The organism is Streptococcus oralis subsp. tigurinus (genome assembly GCF_002093575.1).
In the GTDB taxonomy this organism is placed as follows: domain Bacteria; phylum Bacillota; class Bacilli; order Lactobacillales; family Streptococcaceae; genus Streptococcus; species Streptococcus oralis_CH.
Window position 1 is genome coordinate 348321 of the sequence record NZ_LNVH01000001.1, and the last position, 17667, is coordinate 365987.

Sequence of the window (17667 nt, forward strand, 5' to 3'; positions counted from 1 at the left end):
AAGAATATCAAGCAATTTCGCTATCAATATTTTACCATAAAAGAAAGGCAAGAAGAAAACCCTTGCGGATACAAGGGTTAAGGTTCACTTCTTTTTCTGACTTCTTTGAGAAATAAGGAAAGTGTCTGTAAACTATTTCCAAATCTGACTCACCAAAACCAGCCATCATTTTCATCAATGGCCTCGGCTTCCTTGCGTTTGCGTGGTCCTGTTCCGTACATTTCGGCTTCGATTTCTTCCTTAGTTGGCAGGATAGAGGCGAGGATAATGTAGATAATCACGCCAATCCCAAAATTTGCTACGGTAAAAATGGCGAAGAGAAAGCGGACTAAGGTTACATCAAAATTCCACTTGTCTGATAGCCCAGCTAAAACTCCTGACACCATACGATTTCGTCTCATTTTATAAAATTTTGTATTCATGATTGTTTCCTCTTTCGGTATTCTTACAAGTAGTATAGCATGAAATGGGTTCACAAACATCAGTCCTTAGGCCGATTTAAGATGACGAGTTTACCACGGCAGACGCCACAACGATAGCGTTTGGTATCAATCCTACGCTTGCGCTGATAAGTTTGCTGGCAGGATTGGCACTGATAGACCAGGAAATTACTTTGGTCTTTCAAAGGGGGAACAAAGCGCAGTCCATCCACTTCTTTCAAAAGTTCTTTAAAATCTCGGTCCTTATGTCGATAACCCTTTTTCTGAAAATAAAGGTGATAGTGACAGAGTTCATGGCGCACGATTTTCCGAAAAACCTCCAAACCAAGTTCATTATAGACCTTGGGATTAAAATCCAAATGCCCATCCTTAGGGAAAAATCGTCCACCTGTCGTTCGCAGACGAGAATTCCACTGGGCTTGGTGGGTAAAGGGTCTACCAAAGTCTTCGAGGGAAACAGATTGAACGTACTCAGTTAGATTCATTTGGAGCTAGAAGCGACAGATTGACTTTTTCACGTTCAGTATCGATTTTCTTGACCCAAACCGTTACCAAATCTCCGACTGATACCACTTGGCTGGGATGTTTGATAAATTTACGACTCATGTGGGAAATATGAATCAAGCCGTCCTCGTGAATCCCGATATCAACGAATGCACCGAAGTCAACAACATTCCGCACCACACCTTCTAGCTTCTGGCCGACTTTTAAGTCCTTGATATCCAGTACATCTTGACGGAGAACAGGTGCATCAAAAGAATCACGGAAGTCTCGACCTGGTTTGAGAAGATTAGCAATGATATCTTTAAGGGTTTCTGGGCCAAGATTCAGTTCTTGCGCCATCTCCTTGACTGATAGGGACTTGAGTTTACTTTGTGCTTCTTCATTCAAGTCCTTGATATCCAAGCGTTTGAAGAGCTCCTTAACCGCAGCATAGTTTTCTGGGTGAACTCCTGTATTATCAAGGATATTACTACTTTCCGGGATACGGAGGAAACCAGCTGCCTGTTCAAAAGCCTTGGCACCCAGACGCGGAACTTTCTTGATTTGAGCGCGCGAAGTGATTTTTCCTTCTTCCTCACGGTATTTGACGATATTTTCAGAGATAGTTTTATTGAGTCCAGCCACATGGGAAAGAAGAGCTGGGCTAGCTGTATTGACATTGACACCGACTTGGTTAACCACCGTATCTACGACAAAGTCCAGACTCTCAGACAGTTTCTTCTGACTGACATCGTGCTGGTATTGCCCGACACCGATTGACTTGGGATCAATTTTGACCAATTCGGCAAGTGGATCTTGCAAACGACGGGCGATAGAGATAGCAGAGCGTTTTTCAACGGTTAATTCTGGAAACTCCTGACGAGCAAGTTCGCTGGCAGAGTAGACAGAAGCGCCACTTTCATTGACGATAACATAGCTGACTTCTGGAAAATCTTTAAGAACTTCCGCCACAAAGGCTTCACTTTCACGACTGGCAGTTCCATTTCCGATAGCAATAATTTCCACACCGTATTGACCAATCAAGTCCGACAAATCTTTCTTTGCTTCTTCAATCTGACGAGCTGATGCTGGTTTTACTGGATAAATGACTTGGGTTGTCAACATTTTACCTGTTGTATCAACGACAGCAAGTTTGGCACCTGTACGAAAGGCAGGGTCAAATCCTAGAACCACGCGCCCTTTCAGCGGAGCAACCAAGAGAAGATTGCGCAGATTGTCAGAAAAGAGTTGGATAGCTCCTTCTTCTGCCTTTTCAGTTAATTCTGTCCGAATGCGTCGTTCGATAGCAGGTAAGACCTTTTTCTTAACTGACTGTTGGACAACTTCATCTATATAGGCATTTTTGACTTTGAAACGAGCAGCAAAGAAGGCAAGAATACGGTCCGTCGCATGTTCAAAACCGACCTTCAAGACACCAAGTTTCTCCCCGCGATTGAGGGCCAAGGTACGATAGCCCTGCATGTTGCCAACAGTCTCTGAGAATTCGTAATAAATCTGAAAAACTTGTTTTTCATCAAGACTTTCATCTTTGACTTGCGAAGTGATTTTAGAGTGTCTCAGCACTTCCTGATAGGTCATAGCACGTAGATTGACATCTTCAGATAGGGCTTCTACCAAGATATCAACTGCACCAGCCAAAGCTTCTTGACCAGTCGCAAATCCTTCACAGACAAACTTCTCAGCTTCTTTCTCTAAGCCAGTTACATTTTGCAAAATCAAGCGAGCAAGAGGAAAGAGTCCAGCTTCTCGGGCAATAGTTGCCTTGGTTCGACGTTTTTCCTTATAAGGAAGATAGAGTTCTTCAACGTCTGCTAATTTTTCAGCTGCCAAAATAGCTTCTTCCAATTCCTTGGTTAGTTTGCCTTGTTCTTGTATCTTAGCTAAGACAGCTTCTTTACGGTCGTTGAGATTTGTCAGACTTTTATCCAAGTCGATAATGGCCTTAATCGCCACCTCATCCAGACTACCAGTCATGTCCTTTCGATATCGCGCGATGAAGGGAATTGTCGCCCCCTCTGCCGTCAAACTTAGAACGGTATCGATTTGCTTTAAAGTTACACCCAAATCTTGGGAGATTTTTTCATATTTTTTATCCATAAATCTATTATACCATAAGGGACAGCTCTTGTTTTGCCTTACCTATTTTTGCATCTTTGATTATTAAAATAATCCCTTTTCCACAAAATAATAGTATAATAGAGGTAGAATGTAGAAAAGAGGTAGGCCCATGGCTGTTAAATTTACAAAAACGGATGACTTGGACAAGATGTTTGAAGAATTCGCCAAACTTCCTGACTTAACACAAGTCACTTTCCCAGATGACAAAGATAAAAAAGAAAAAGTTGAGAAGAAAAAATAGATGACTGTTTTCCAATCTCTTCCTCCTAGTGTATTACAAGCGGGAGCTATTTTTCTCTCCATCATGATTGAAGCCCTTCCTTTTGTCCTGATTGGGAGTCTCATTTCGGGGTTGATTGAGGTCTATATCACACCTGATAAAGTTTATGAGTTTCTTCCTCGCAATCGTTGGGGGAGGATCTTTTTTGGTACCTTCATTGGCTTTCTCTTTCCTTCTTGCGAATGTGGAATCGTTCCGATTATCAATCGTTTTTTGGAAAAGAAAGTGCCCAGCTACACGGCCGTTCCTTTTCTGGTGACTGCTCCCATTATCAATCCTATCGTTCTTTTAGCCACATATTCTGCCTTTGGCAATTCAATAAAACTTGCCTTCTTGCGAGCTCTGGGAGCTATTGTGATTGCTTTGATTCTGGGGATTTTCCTAGGATTTTTCTGGAAGGAACCCATTCAAAAAGAGAATTCTATTACTTGTCACGAACATGACTTTTCACACTTGAGTCCTGCTAGAAAGGTCTTTCAGGTCTTTATACAGGCTATTGACGAGTTTTTCGATATGGGGCGTTACTTGGTCTTTGGCTGTCTCTTTGCGGCTATCGTGCAGGTCTATGTCCCGACTCGGATCTTGACCTCTATCAGCGCAAGTCCAGTCCTTGCGATTCTCTTGCTCATGTTTCTAGCCTTTCTCCTCTCTCTTTGTAGCGAGGCAGACGCCTTTATCGGCGCTTCTCTCCTCTCGAGCTTCGGCCTAGCGCCAGTCCTTGCTTTTCTGGTCATTGGCCCCATGCTTGATATCAAAAATCTCCTCATGATGAAGCACTATCTCAAAGCGCGTTTCATCTGGCAATTCATGGGCATTGTGACAGTACTTGTCTTGCTTTATTCTTACATGATGGGGGTGATGATATGACTCGATTTTTCATTCTACTAGGCTATTTTGCTCTGACTCTGTATCTGAAGCTATCTGGCAAGCTCAGTCACTACATCAACCTCCACTATTCCTATCTAGTCTATATCTCCATGCTCCTTTCTCTTCTGTTGGCTCTGGTTCAATTCTACATCTGGATCAAGAAAATCAACTCTCACAGCCATTTGGAAAGTCGTCGATCTAGACGAATCAGCATCCTTTTACTGTCACTACCTCTCTTGATTGGAGTTGCCTTTCCGACAGTAAGTTTGGACTCGAGAACTGTATCTGCTAAGGGATACCATTTCCCACTTGCTGAGGGAATCAACACAGCTATTCAGGCAAGTGAAGGCACATCCAGTCAATACCTCAAACCCGATACCAGCACCTATTTTTCCAAATCTGCTTATGAAAAGGAAATGAGGACTACAGCTGATAAATACCTCTCCCAGCAAACCATTCACATCACTGATGAAAACTATATGGAGGTCATGGAAGTTCTCTATGACTATCCTCAAGAGTTTGAAGGAAAGAAAATCGAATTTACAGGCTTTGTCTATAACGATCCTAGCCATCCAGATAGCCAGTTCCTCTTTCGCTTTGGGATCATCCACTGTATCGCAGACTCTGGAGTATATGGACTCCTGACCAAGGGAAACTCACGCCAGTATCCTGACAATACTTGGATCTCCGCTAGGGGAACCCTGACCCTCCATTACCATAAAGAACTCAAACAAAAACTCCCAACACTAGAGGTTGAGAGTTTCACAAAAGTAGACAAACCAGAAAATCCTTATGTCTATCGTGTGTTTTAATAAAAAGTAGCCTTTGCAGGCTACTTTTTATTATTTAGTAAGTTTCTAACCTCTTGAGCACCAATCTGATCGCCTGCCTTTTCAAAAAGAGCGATAGATTGTAAAAAATTTTCATGTGATTCTTCAGGATTTTGTATCGAACCAATCTCTCCTAAACCTCTATAAGCACAAGCTTGGGCAATCAAATCATCTGTTTGCAAAGCTTGTTTTAAGGACTGTTCCATATACATGAATGCTTCTGCTACTTTCCCTAGCTTTAATCGTAAATAACCTTGCTCATAATTGTTAACAGAAGATTTGAGGGTATCCTCTGTAAAAGCTTCTTCAATGACTTTTTGCTCTCTTTCGATATAGAAAAGTGCCGTTTGAAATTCATTCATTTCACGATAAACCATGGCTAACTGATGATAGCCTATATGTTCATTTTCTGGGTCACTTTTAGTTCGTGCTAAGTCAATGTAACGCTGATAGATACTTAAGCACTCGTTGTATTTTTGCTCTTCAAGATAAATATACCCCATCAAATTTAACAAACTAAAATCTGTGCAAGTTTCCAATAAAAAATCAGCTTCAACTAATTTTTTAGCCTCATTAATCTTACCCTCAAACAATAAATCCCATGCTTTATTCATACATTTTCTCCTGCATCTTACGTTGTATAGAAATCTATCGACAAATCGCTATCAGACTCGTATTTTTTCCAGGCTAAACTGAAGCCATAATAATCTTCAAATTCAGGGTGCCAGTCATAATAAAGTGGGACACGACTATACTTTCTCGCTACAACTTCGTCTTCAAATTCTGGAGACTCCCCTGCAGTAATACCAAATTGAAGACCATTTAGTTTCCAAGTATTTCCCCAAACGTTTTCATCCGAGAGAACATTGATCCATCTCGAGGCATCAATATCAAAATCTGCACATAATTCCAGTTCATAGAATCTTCTACAGTTAATCTCTGAAGGCTTAATATAAAGGGCGCTATCAACTTGGTATTTTTTATCTTTGACTTGAATCTGTGTGATTTTCATTGGAATCGGAACTCCATTTAATTCTAACCAGAAATATCCTAAAGGAGTTTTGATACTATAATATGTTTGCTGAGAGTTGGGGTTAGCGTTTTTAGAGCAAACATCTAGAATTCTTCCTAGCTTTTTTAAATTTCTAAAAACGTTTTTCGAAGTGATTGGGTCGAAATGTGAATACCTACGAATGACACGTTTTAACTTTTCAACAGGAAAAGTGATATCCTTTGGTAGGGCATGATACTTCTGTACAACTAAAGCATTTTTTTCAGTATTTTCCTTCCCGACTGGTACAATAACAGCGTGTCCTATATGGATATTTGGGTCATCACAGATATAAGTATAACCATTCCCTCCCTCCTGAAACTCAACCACAACAAGATTTAACTCTTGATCTGGATCAAAGAGAGGCTCTACCTTTTCTACTTCTTGGCGCTCATAAAAAGTAAAGTGATCTCCATCCCCGTCTTCGCCGAAAACCATGAAACTGCCACACTCAGGGCACTTCCACATATAAAATGACGCTTCAGAAATATCATCATAAGAAATTTTATTATGGTCGTCAGCTTTATTTATGATTTCTTCAAACAACTCATCCGAATAAACTGAATAAGCATTTGGATTGGGCGCTCGGTGGTCATTCATTTCTTGCCCACATTTACATGTCCATTTACCCATAAAAAACCTCAGTCGCGGCCTAATTCTTCAAGAAAAAATTGATTTAGAGCTTTCCAGTCTTTCTTTTCCTCACGAACACTTTGAACGTATGCATCCAGCTCTTTGATATTTTTGATGATGTAGTATTGGATCGGCATAATCGGATCAATTTCCATACCTTCAGGTCCCTTTACCTTGATATCAAGCAATCTTGATACATGCTCTTTCATCTCATCAGGAAGCAATTCTTTGACCAAATCGTCAAATAAAATTGGAGGAACAGAATGGTATTTTTCAATCCAACGACAGGCCAAAATAGGACGCAGCGCATAGAAATACTTTTTAGGTTTGATCTTGTCTCCTGAAAGATACTTATTCATTTGAGTTCTAGCAGTATTCAAGTAATGATACAGCATTTTCTTCTCAGAAAAATACTGGTTGGCAAGAGGACGCATGCGCTCGATAAAATCCGTTTGTTGATAGACAATTGGTGACTGTAACCATTCAAACAGTGTAGGATTTGACTTATAAAGGAGTTTTAAAGTCTTGTCTAAATCCCAACCACTCACATCCCAAGTATCGTCAATTGGTAGCTCGATAACATCACGCTGTTCATTTAAACGGAGATAAAAATCTTGCTTGTGTTTGTAGATAAACCGTACATCAAAATCACTATCGGGAGACTCAAAACCCCAAGCACGACTACCAGACTCAATAGCCCATAAAACTCTGACACCATAATCACGCTCAATTTCTGCTAATTTTTCCGGTACCAAAATATTCATTTCTTCTTGCGTTTGCATAATAAAGCCTCGTCTATATTCTGAGCATAAGTAGATGCTAAAATAGGGAATTATGGGAACTGAAAAAGAATTATATTACTCTTTCAAAACTACAATCAAATAAACTAAACCTTCTATAAGCTTATTCAGACGTTTTCTATACATGAGACTCTTGAATGATAAACTCTCCACCCTTCCAGTTTCGAGCAATCTCTTCGTCTTTCTGGAGTTGGTCTACCAGTTCCTCTACGGAGTCAAATTTGACCATATCGCGAACACGGTCCAGCCAGTAGACCATGACTATCTCACCGTAAATATCGTCTGAAAAGTCGAAAATATTGACTTCAAAACGTGGTTCTTCGCCATCAAAGGTAACATTTTTCCCAACGCTCGCCATTCCACGATATCTCTGACGCTGCACTTCCACATCGACTACATAAACACCGTCCGCTGGCATGTAAGTTCGGTCTCTTAGGACCAGATTTGCTGTTGGATAACCGATAGTACGCCCACGAGCATTTCCATGAACGACCATTCCGCGAGATGGGAGCGGAGTGCCGAGCAGATGATTGACTTCCTTGACATCTCCATCAAGAATAGCTTGGCGAATCCGTGTGGAACTAATCTTGCCCTTTTCATCCTCGACCGGAGGAACAATGATGATCTCTCCATCAAAATAATCCTTCAGGTCATCCGCAGTTTTCTTATCAGAGCCAAAAGTATAGTCAAATCCTGCTACAATAATAGCTGGTTTTAAAGCTCGAACATAGGTATCAAAGAATTCTTGACCCGTTAAACTAGCAAATTTGCTACTAAAGTCAAGTAAGAAAAGAGCCTCTACCCCATGCCATTTCATCTTGTGCTCCCGTTCCTCGTGATTGACGATATGGAGCATAAGCTCAGGTTGGTAAGGTTGCAAGGCAAGTTTTGGCGACTCTGTAAAGGTCATCACGACAACTGGCAGATAATCCTTCATAGAAGCCTTACTGGCCACTTCAAAAAGTTTCTGATGCCCCTTGTGGATGCCATCAAAATAACCTAGTACAAGGACTGTATTACCTGGTACTGCAATATCTTTTTCGTTCTTAATAGGTACTGTTGTAATCATGAAACTATTATATCATAGAGAAAGTCTTTTCGCTAAGAGGAAATCCCAAATGTCGTTTTTTGCGCCTGAACTGACCTTAAGAGAAGATTTAGCACTTTAGTTTTAAAAAATAGCACCTCCTAAGAGATGCTATCATTTGGTAACTAGTCTATTGTTTCTTCCAAATCTTTTAATTTAACCGAAACAATCTTAGACACACCTGATTCTTGCATGGTAACTCCATAGATAGAGTCCGCTGCCGCCATCGTCCCCTTACGGTGGGTTACGACGATGAACTGACTATCCTTGTCAAAGCGGTTGAGGTAATCCCCAAAACGTTTGACATTGGCTTCGTCCAGCGCCGCCTCTACCTCGTCCAAGATGACGAAAGGAATGGTCTTAACTCGGATAATGGAGAAGAGCAAAGCCAGAGCTGATAGTGCTTTCTCCCCACCACTCATGAGGTTGAGAGATTGGATTTTCTTACCTGGAGGTTGAACAGAAATCTCCACACCAGCTGTTAAAAGATCGCCCTCAGTCAATATCAAGTCTGCTTGACCTCCGCCAAACATCTGTCTAAAGGTCACTTTAAAGGACTCACGAATAGCTTCAAAGGTTGATTTGAAGCGTTCCTTAACCTCATCATTCATCTCTGTGATGGTGTCAAGAAGAAGGTTTTTCGCAGAAAGAATATCATCTCTCTGACTATTTAGAAATTCCAAGCGGTTATGGACTTCTTCATATTGCTTAATAGCATCCAAATTGACTGGACCCAGTGAGCGAATAGCCTTCTCAAGATCTTTAACCTCTTGCTCCGCCAGATTGAGATTTTCCAGTTCATGAGCCTTTTCTAGAGCCTCATTGTAGCTAATCTGGTACTGGTCTGTCAACTGACCTTGTAGATGGCGCAAGCGTTCGCTGACCTTTTCCTTCTTGGCTTCAGCACGTGTTTGTTTACGAATCCACTCTTCATTCTGCTGGCGAGCCTGATCCAAATGGCTGGCAATATCATCCAGTTGACCCTCGATATCATCCAATTCAAACTGCTTGCGAATCAGACCTTGTTGAAGATTGGTTTTCTGAGTTTTGGCCTCTTCCACCTGCTGGCTTAGTAAATCCGTATCCACTTTCTCAAGATTATCAACTTTTTCTTGGAGAAGACGCTGAATCTCCTCTTGCTCGACATCCAGATTATCCAGTTCCTTACCTAAGCGTTCAATATCAGTCACTTCATACCGCTTTTGTCCTTGCAGTTCTGACTTAAGCAAGCGTGCTTGCGCTACTTGTTCCTGCAAGTTTTGATAGCGTTCTTGAATAGCGTTTTTGTTAGACTTAATCTCTTCAATCTCAGCTTCCAGATTTTGCTTTTCACTGGCGATAGTAGCAAGGCGCTCTTGGCATTTTTCCTTGTCCGCTTGCCAATCTCCTTCAGTAAGGCGATTTAATTCCTCTTCTTGAAGTTTCCAAAGCGTTTCCAGTTCTTCGACCTGCTGATTGGTTTGTTGATAAGCAAGATACAAACCTTGCTCCTGAATACGAGCTTGCTCACCCTGAGATTTGATAGCTTCTAATCTTTCTGCCAATACCGCCATCTCATCTTGCAAGGACTTCAAACTCGCTTCTTCTGACCGCAAGTCAGCTTCTTCTTCAGCAATTTCTTTTTGTAATTGCTCCAGTTCTGGCTTGATGAAAATACTGTTGTTTTGACGATTGGCACCCCCCGCGTAGGAACCACCTGTACGCAACTCTGTCCCATCCAGTGTCACCATACGAACCTGATAACGAACTTGGCGGGCTGCGGCACGCGCATGTTCTACAGTATCAAAGATAGCCGTCGTAGCAAGCAAGTTCTTGAAAATGGCTTCTAGTCTCTTGTCAAACGACACCAACTCATCTGCCATGCCCAGAAATCCTGGACTTGCAGCGATAGCGTCTTGATTCTGACTAGATATTGTACGCGCCTTAATCGTTGTCAAAGGAAGGAAGGTCGCACGACCAGCTCTGTTACGTTTGAGGAAATCAATCGCCTTGGTTGCCGCGTTTTCATCTTCTACGATGATATGCTGACTGCTAGCTCCAAGTGCAATCTCCAAAGCAGTTTGATAATGCACATCAAAGGTCAAATGTTCACTGACTGCACCAATGATCCCACCAAGACGGTCTTTTTCTTGGAGAACACTCTTAACACCCGCGTAAAAGTTGCTATGATTTTTAAGGATATTTTCCAAACTTTGGGCTCGAGCCTGCTTGTTTTTGAGACTATCCAGACGGTCAAAGAGTTGACTCTGCTGGGCTTGGTAAGAAACTTTCTGCTCCTCTTGTTCCTTGGCACTAGCTTGGTAGTCTACCAATAATTTCTGAACTTTCTCCTTGGCAGTTTCAAGCTCAGCCTGCTGTTGACTGGCCTTCTCTTTAGCTGTAGCCAGTTGTTCTTTCAATTTCTCAAGTTGATCTGCTTGTTTTTGAGAGAGTTGACGGCTGTTTTCCAACTCATTCTCGATGCGGGTCAGTTGGTTTGAGACATCCGCTTCTTCTTGTAAAAGCGCAACAAAACGTTCACGCAGGAGCTCAATCATTTGGTCAGGATCATCTGAAAAAGCCAACAACTCCGCTTCTAAACGATTGAGTTCCTTGTTATTTTCAGCTAGACTTTCCTCTAACTGTTCCAAGTTCGCTTCTTTTTCAGCTTTTTCCTTACTTAGAGCCTTTCTTTTGTCTTCCAAAGTCGCCAAACGGGCTTGTGCTTCTTGTTGATTAAGGGCAACTTGCTCGGATTCCAGTTTTGATAGGGCTAGTTTTCGCTCTAAGTCACTAATCAAACTAGTCAAATCCATCAAACTTCCTTGATCCTTGGCCATTTCAGCTTGGAGATCCTGGCGTTTCTTTTTAAGGCTTTGATTTTCCTCTTCTAACTCTTCACGCTTTTGGTAATAGCTAGTCAAGAGTTCCTGAACCTGCGTTAGCTCTTCTTCTGTTAGCTCTAGTTCAGTCTTGTTTTCCTTGATTTGGGCAACTAGTACATCCAGGTAAATTGCCTTGCGTTGACTATCCAAGTCTAGAAACTTGCGAGCATTCTCGGCTTGTTTTGCAAGGGGCTTGATTTGATTATCCAACTCATAGATAATGTCTTCTAAGCGGTCGAGATTGTCTTGAGTTTGTTGCAGTTTGCTTTCTGTTTCTTTTCGACGAGTCTTGTATTTCAGAACACCCGCAGCTTCTTCAAAAATAGCACGACGTTCTTCGGGCTTGGAGTTAAAAATTTCCTCAACCTTCCCTTGGGAAATGATGGAGAAGGAATCCCGTCCCAAACCAGTATCCAAGAAGAGGTCATGGATATCACGCAAGCGCACTTTCTTGCCGTCAATTCGATACTCGCTATCCCCACTACGATAGATATGGCGTTCTACCTTAATGACTTGCCCTGCATCCTTGATAAAGCCATCTTCATTGTCCAAGGTCACGATAACAGAGGCATAATTGAGTGGTTTGCGACTTTCTGTTCCAGCAAAGATAACGTCAGGCATCTTACCACCACGAAGGCTCTTAATACTGGACTCCCCCAAGGCCCATCGTAGACTTTCTGTGATATTTGACTTCCCAGAACCATTGGGCCCAACGACAGCTGTCACACCTTGGTCAAAGACTACCCTGGTCTTGTCAGCAAAGGACTTGAATCCCTGGATCTCAATTTCCTTTAAATACATGAATCAAGCCCTTTCTCAACGGCATTTTTTGCGGCCTCTTGCTCTGCCAATTTTTTAGAACGGCCTTGACCTTTTCCGATACTCTTGCCCTCAACCAGAACTTCTACATCAAAAACCTTATCATGAGCAGGTCCCGTTTCAGAGGTCACCTGGTAGCGAATATCCACATCTCCATTGACTTGGAGCAACTCTTGCAAGTGTGTCTTGTAATCCTTAATCATTTCAAAGTCACCTGCTTCAACCTTGGGGATCATGACTTGATAGATAAACTCTTTTACCCTAGCAACATCCTTGTCTAAAAGCAACGCTCCCAAAAAGGCTTCAAAGGCATCTCCAAGAATGGTGTCACGATTGCGCCCACCAGACTTTTCTTCCCCTTTCCCCAGCTTGATAAACTGATCAAACTGACAATCACGCGCAAAACCAGCCAAACTCTCCTCACGGACAATCATGGCACGGAGTTTAGACAAATCTCCCTCTGGTTTCTTAGGATATTTTTTATACAGGTATTCTGAAATCAATAATTGCAGAACAGCGTCTCCTAAAAATTCCAAGCGCTCATTGTGTGAAATTTTTAAGAGGCGGTGCTCATTGGCATAACTCGTATGAGTAAAGGCCATTTCTAGTAGTTTTTTATCTGCAAATTCAATTGCAAAACGCTTCTTTAGTACAGTTTGTAATTCTTTCATACCAACCTCTTTCTAACTGATAACAGTCTCTTTTATTATATCAAAAAAAGCCCCCTGAGTCACTTTAAAACGGGACTAGAGGGGATTTGAGCATTTTTTAGAATAAAATTTTTAATTTTAGGGGCAAATTTGGGGCGAGATAAAGAAAAAGCCTTATTTAAGGCTTTCTTAGACTGTTTACATCCACCCTGAGGGAATCGAACCCCCATCTCAAGAACCGGAATCTTACGTGATATCCATTACACTAAGGGTGGAAACTTGCTTTATTATAACAGAAATTTGCTCTAATAACAAGTTTTTTATGGGTAGACTAACCATCCATTAATGGGAAGCATCTCCATTCCAGATAGAGTTTTTCACGATAACATAATCAACGTGTTTAAGGTCAGCAAGCCTGCGTCCACCTGCGTAGGAAATAGCACTTTGCAAGTCTTGCTCCATTTCAGTAAGGGTGTCTTGCAAATGCCCTTTGGCAGGAAGCAAAATGCGTTTACCTTCCACATTTTTATATGCTCCTTTTTGGTATTGAGAAGCTGAACCATAGTATTCTTTGAACTGTTCCCCATCAACTTCGATTGTCTTCCCTGGACTTTCGATGTGTCCTGCAAAGAGGGAACCAATCATGACCATGCTGGCACCGAAACGGATAGACTTGGCAATATCACCATGAGTACGAATCCCACCATCAGCAATGATCGGTTTACGAGCTGCTTTAGCACACCAACGGAGGGCAGCCAATTGCCAACCACCTGTACCAAAACCAGTCTTGACCTTAGTAATACAAACCTTACCAGGACCGATTCCAACCTTAGTAGCATCCGCTCCGGCATTTTCCAATTCGCGCACAGCTTCTGGTGTTCCAACGTTACCAGCAATGACAAAAGTATCCGGCAATTCTTTCTTGATGTGCTGAATCATAGAAATCACGCTATCCGCATGACCGTGAGCAATATCAATCGTGATATACTCAGGAGCATCAGCCCTGAGCTGGCTAACAAAGTCATACTCGTAATCCTTGACACCAACAGAAATGGAAGCAATGAGCCCTTGATCGTGCATACGTTTGATAAAAGGAATGCGCCCCGCTTCATCAAAACGGTGCATAATGTAAAAGTAACCGCCTTTAGCAAGTTGCTCTGCTACGTTCTCATCCAAAATCGTCTGCATATTTGCTGGCACAACAGGTAGTTTAAAAGTGTGTTTTCCAAACGTAATACTTGTATCCGCTTCTGAACGGCTTTTAATGACACATTTATTAGGGATCAACTGAATATCTTCGTAATCAAAAATTGGAAATTCATTTAACATATCGATGTCTCGTTTCTTTTATAATGACCTACCTATGCTTGCGCACCCCTACGTCTTTTCTGACGTTTCCTTGATTTATTATAAACCAAAGTACAGTTTTTGTCAAATATTTTCAATAATCAAATTATATTGTTCGGAAATTACTTGTATAAATAGCAAAAAAGCGAAGAGATTACTTTCTCCCCACTTCTTCATCAATAATCGCTTTAAAATTTTCTTCTGAATTTTCCATCATTTTACAAAATGCACTATAGGATGAGGCATTCTGAGGGATTTGGATAGACCACTTCTTCAATTGAGCTCCATAGCCAGCTAGTTTTCCTATTTCACTATTTACTGACTGCTCCATACTAGGAAAAATCAGTCCAGCTTTCTCAGATTTTAAGATATAAGAATAGGAAATCAATTGGAACAAGTCCTCACGGTTAATCCCTCTTTCAGTGAACTCCAGTTTCTTATATTTTGCATCTAGAACAATCTTTCGTTCTCTGTCATAAAAATCTGGATATACTTTTCGTTTCCCAACAGAAAATACTGAAATTCCGTCCGCCTTATCTTTATTTCGTGGATGGATGAAACCTTTTGGCAACAAACTGTAAACATACTCTTCCCAAAGCCAGGCAACATCAAAGAGAATACCATGTACCTTTTGGGCTTGAGGTCCAAGACCATGCTTTTCTCTACTCAGAATCATCAAGCAGAGTTCCTGTAATTTTCTATACTCTCTAAAATAGGCGTGTCGGATGGGTTTGATTTTATTCATTCTGATAATCTTGGCACGATCAGCTAGTTTATAAGATGAGGTTACACGAGTAATTTCTGTCATATTTTCACGATTGCTATCGAGCAGAACTCCGAAACTTTTCTGATTCTTTATGTACTCAATCGTATGCCGAATCAATTGCATGAGTGGATTATCATAGGTGAACTCTCTCGTTGTGTAGGCAACATTTCCCATAAAAGGAACATTTCTCTTAAGATGATTTCCAACATCTAGTACACCCTTCACATGACTATCGTTATGGAAAAATCGCTGGTATTCCTTATAAAGACCTTTTCGGAGAGTAGCTTGCAGATATTTTGGAAAGAGGTAAACCAAGAGTTGATAGAGCTTATCCTCTTGAGATAGACCAACATCCAAACTAGTCAGATTAATATTGAGAACCTTTTGTAAGAGATAATGCAAAAAGTGGTCGTTACTTCCATCAGAAAAACGAGAGGAAATCGTTAATCTTTCCTGACCATATCCAAGAAAACCAATCACATTACCTGTCTTGATTTTCGGATTAACTGTTTCCAAAATCTTTTGGTCCTTGTCTAAATCAGGAGAATTCATCAAATCATTTGGAAAAATAAAAATATTGTCCTCTCGAGAAAGGTTATCTAGGGTTCTATCAAGAAGGGCTTGACTTAGTTTGGGATATTCTGTAACAAAGTTTTCTTTAGCAATTCTATGCTGATTATCAGTTATCCGCATCATCTTCACCAGTATCTTGCTGATCTGTTTGCTCGTTACTTATCAGATCAAATGCTATTTTTAATGTTTCAAGAGTTTCAGTCTCTTCATAAGAACCTCGTAAGTAATCTTCCAAAAGCGGTTTGAGGTAATCAGACCAGAGTAATTCATAATCATAATCCAATTCTTTTAAATTACGGAAATAACTTGGTCCGATATGATAATGACTGTTTAGCTCCTGAACGTTTTCGATAGCAGCGTTCAAGTTTCTTAAACGTTTTTTCGCTTCCTCCTCATGTCCATCTAGTTCGTTATCAAGAATGTATAACTGGCTTTCAGCAGTAACTTCAACAAAACGGAAACGACGACGCATAGCAAAATCAAAGGTATCTACTGAACGGTCAATATCATTCATTGTTCCGATGATGTAGACATTCTCAGGAATATAAAATTTGTCATCCGTCTCATGTAAATTAGCATACTGGGTGGAAACACTCCCCTTTTCACCACGATAACCAGGGTCAATAGAGAAAAAGAGTTCCCCAAAAATCTTAGAAATCTCACCACGGTTGATTTCATCGATGATGAAGACGAATTTCTTGTCTGTGTCAATTTCTGTTGGAGAAATATAATCTTTCAGACCAAATCTTTTCTTTAAAGTTTCTAAGACTTTTTTTCCTTGATTACGATAATAGGGCTGTTTCAGATATTTTCCATCTTTATAGAGTTCATAAACATAAGATTTTGTTAAGCAAGTTCCTTGGGCTTTAGTTTCATAATTGATATTAAAATTATTTCTACTATTTACTGTGAGATAGGAAAATTCTGTCAAATATTCTTTTTCATCTCTACTATTTACATATTCAAGATAAAGATCCCACGCTTCCTCAAAATTATCTTGTCCTCCAGTTTTCTGAGCTTCTTTCGCTCTCTGACAGAACTTCTTAAAAATACCGTCCTGTAAGCCAAAGTTAATCTGTCCATCATTTACCAGGATTGGTCTCAACCCCTCTACAAAATCCATATAATCATAGGAAGGGTGAAACTGTACAAATTCGATTTGGCCTTCGTTGCCATCCGTTAATTCTTTAGCAATTTCTTTAGCAAGATAAGTTTTTCCTGTGCCAGGAGCACCTCGAAGAATGAGGTTTTTGGATTGTAGTAGAGTTTGACTCAATGGATGATAAACCTTATATTCTGCAGACATTTTTTCTTCTTTCTTTTCTTTATCGTCTAGAAATTGTGTTGAATATTCAAATAAAATACTTCCCAACAATGATGGTTCCAGCTCAGGATATTTTTGCAATACGTGTTGACAAATCTCATGATTCTGAAGATAAGGTCCCCCTTGATTTTTTTGAGGAAGTAACTTGTTCCAGAATCTCTTTTGACTATTAAGATTTACACCTAAGAAAGGATATCCCTCAGAATAGATACAAAGCAGTTTTGTAACAACTGCAGAACGCCCAATAAACTCATTCTTTGACTTTTTAATGTCAAAAATAGGATTATTGAAATCCAACTTTCTACCAGCTTGGATAATCTCATACAAATCCGATTTTAATTTGTTAAATCGGTCTTCTAGTTCTGATTCTGGAATGATTTTATTAGCTTGATTCTTATAGCTTTTCGTATCCTCATTCCAATAAATACCAAATTTTGAAGAACCTCCTCCACCAATTCCCATAAATAATGATTGGTACTTTCCAGTCTCAAGAGCATAGCAAAATGAGTTGTTTTGCGCCCTCTTTCCAATAACATAATCATCAATAGACATGGTTAAAATTCTATCAAGTGGCCACTCTTTAAGAAATTCTTCACGTAATTGTTCATTGTAAATACTATATTTAGATGCATCTTCTCTTAATCTTATTTTATTTTCTTGGTACCAATCATAAAAATCTTCCAAACTGACTTTTCTTTTCAGCATCAATCTTAC

General features: G+C 40.4%; 15 protein-coding genes and 1 tRNA gene. 3 read left to right on the plus strand and 13 right to left on the minus strand.

Features of this window, described 5'->3' with window-relative positions; all coding sequences use genetic code 11:
- Positions 1–149: 149 nt before the first annotated feature.
- The 3 genes from ATE37_RS01740 to ATE37_RS01750 are packed head-to-tail and all read right to left on the minus strand — an operon-like array spanning position 150 to position 3041.
- Positions 150–422, minus strand: coding sequence for a PspC domain-containing protein (locus tag ATE37_RS01740; RefSeq protein WP_084867396.1), 273 nt, complete (start codon positions 420–422; stop codon positions 150–152).
- Positions 423–481: 59 nt separating this feature from the next.
- The gene (locus tag ATE37_RS01745; protein ID WP_084867397.1) at positions 482–925 is read right to left on the minus strand and encodes a SprT family protein; all 444 of its coding nucleotides are present in this window, start codon (positions 923–925) and stop codon (positions 482–484) included.
- A complete protein-coding gene (locus ATE37_RS01750; protein WP_084867399.1) occupies positions 912–3041 on the minus strand; it encodes a Tex family protein in 2130 nt (709 codons plus the stop codon). The genes ATE37_RS01745 and ATE37_RS01750 overlap by 14 nt, the downstream gene beginning before the upstream one ends.
- A 130-nt stretch (positions 3042–3171) precedes the next feature.
- On the opposite strand from ATE37_RS01750, the gene ATE37_RS10940 reads away from it, so the two are divergent.
- Genes ATE37_RS10940 through ATE37_RS01765 form a run of 3 tightly spaced genes read left to right on the plus strand, consistent with a single transcriptional unit; the run spans position 3172 to position 5021 of the window.
- Complete coding sequence (locus tag ATE37_RS10940; protein ID WP_000268696.1) at positions 3172–3303, plus strand: SPJ_0845 family protein; 132 nt, start codon at positions 3172–3174, stop codon at positions 3301–3303.
- A complete protein-coding gene (locus tag ATE37_RS01760) occupies positions 3304–4209 on the plus strand; it encodes a permease (RefSeq protein WP_084867401.1) in 906 nt (301 codons plus the stop codon).
- Entirely contained in the window at positions 4206–5021 is an 816-nt protein-coding gene (locus tag ATE37_RS01765) for a TIGR03943 family putative permease subunit (RefSeq protein WP_084867402.1), read from the plus strand. The genes ATE37_RS01760 and ATE37_RS01765 overlap by 4 nt, the downstream gene beginning before the upstream one ends.
- 20 nt (positions 5022–5041) lie before the next feature.
- On the opposite strand, the gene ATE37_RS01770 is transcribed toward ATE37_RS01765, so the two are convergent.
- From ATE37_RS01770 to ATE37_RS01815, 10 genes are all read right to left on the minus strand, one after another.
- Entirely contained in the window at positions 5042–5653 is a 612-nt protein-coding gene (locus ATE37_RS01770) for a tetratricopeptide repeat protein (RefSeq protein WP_084867404.1), read from the minus strand.
- 17 nt (positions 5654–5670) lie between these two features.
- The gene (locus ATE37_RS01775; RefSeq protein WP_180382748.1) at positions 5671–6723 is read right to left on the minus strand and encodes a hypothetical protein; all 1053 of its coding nucleotides are present in this window, start codon (positions 6721–6723) and stop codon (positions 5671–5673) included.
- A gap of 8 nt (positions 6724–6731) precedes the next feature.
- Positions 6732–7505, minus strand: coding sequence for a nucleotidyltransferase domain-containing protein (locus tag ATE37_RS01780; RefSeq protein WP_084867406.1), 774 nt, complete (start codon positions 7503–7505; stop codon positions 6732–6734).
- Between the two features lie 136 nt (positions 7506–7641).
- On the minus strand, positions 7642–8592 hold the full coding sequence (locus tag ATE37_RS01785; RefSeq protein ID WP_084867408.1) for a bifunctional riboflavin kinase/FAD synthetase: 951 nt from the start codon (positions 8590–8592) through the stop codon (positions 7642–7644).
- A gap of 143 nt (positions 8593–8735) precedes the next feature.
- Positions 8736–12275 carry a chromosome segregation protein SMC gene (gene smc / locus ATE37_RS01790; protein ID WP_084867410.1) on the minus strand — a complete coding sequence of 1180 codons (3540 nt, stop codon included), beginning with the start codon at positions 12273–12275 and terminating at the stop codon, positions 8736–8738.
- On the minus strand, positions 12266–12964 hold the full coding sequence (rnc, locus tag ATE37_RS01795) for a ribonuclease III (protein WP_084867411.1): 699 nt from the start codon (positions 12962–12964) through the stop codon (positions 12266–12268). The genes smc and rnc overlap by 10 nt, the downstream gene beginning before the upstream one ends.
- Before the next feature lie 182 nt (positions 12965–13146).
- Positions 13147–13218: transfer RNA gene (locus tag ATE37_RS01800), tRNA-Arg, on the minus strand.
- 67 nt (positions 13219–13285) lie between these two features.
- Positions 13286–14272, minus strand: coding sequence for a GMP reductase (guaC, locus tag ATE37_RS01805; protein ID WP_084867413.1), 987 nt, complete (start codon positions 14270–14272; stop codon positions 13286–13288).
- A 172-nt stretch (positions 14273–14444) separates the two neighbouring features.
- Positions 14445–15749 carry an McrC family protein gene (locus tag ATE37_RS01810; RefSeq protein WP_084867415.1) on the minus strand — a complete coding sequence of 435 codons (1305 nt, stop codon included), beginning with the start codon at positions 15747–15749 and terminating at the stop codon, positions 14445–14447.
- Complete coding sequence (locus ATE37_RS01815) at positions 15736–17658, minus strand: McrB family protein (protein ID WP_084867416.1); 1923 nt, start codon at positions 17656–17658, stop codon at positions 15736–15738. Before ATE37_RS01815 ends, ATE37_RS01810 begins: the two co-directional genes overlap by 14 nt.
- Positions 17659–17667: the final 9 nt, after the last annotated feature.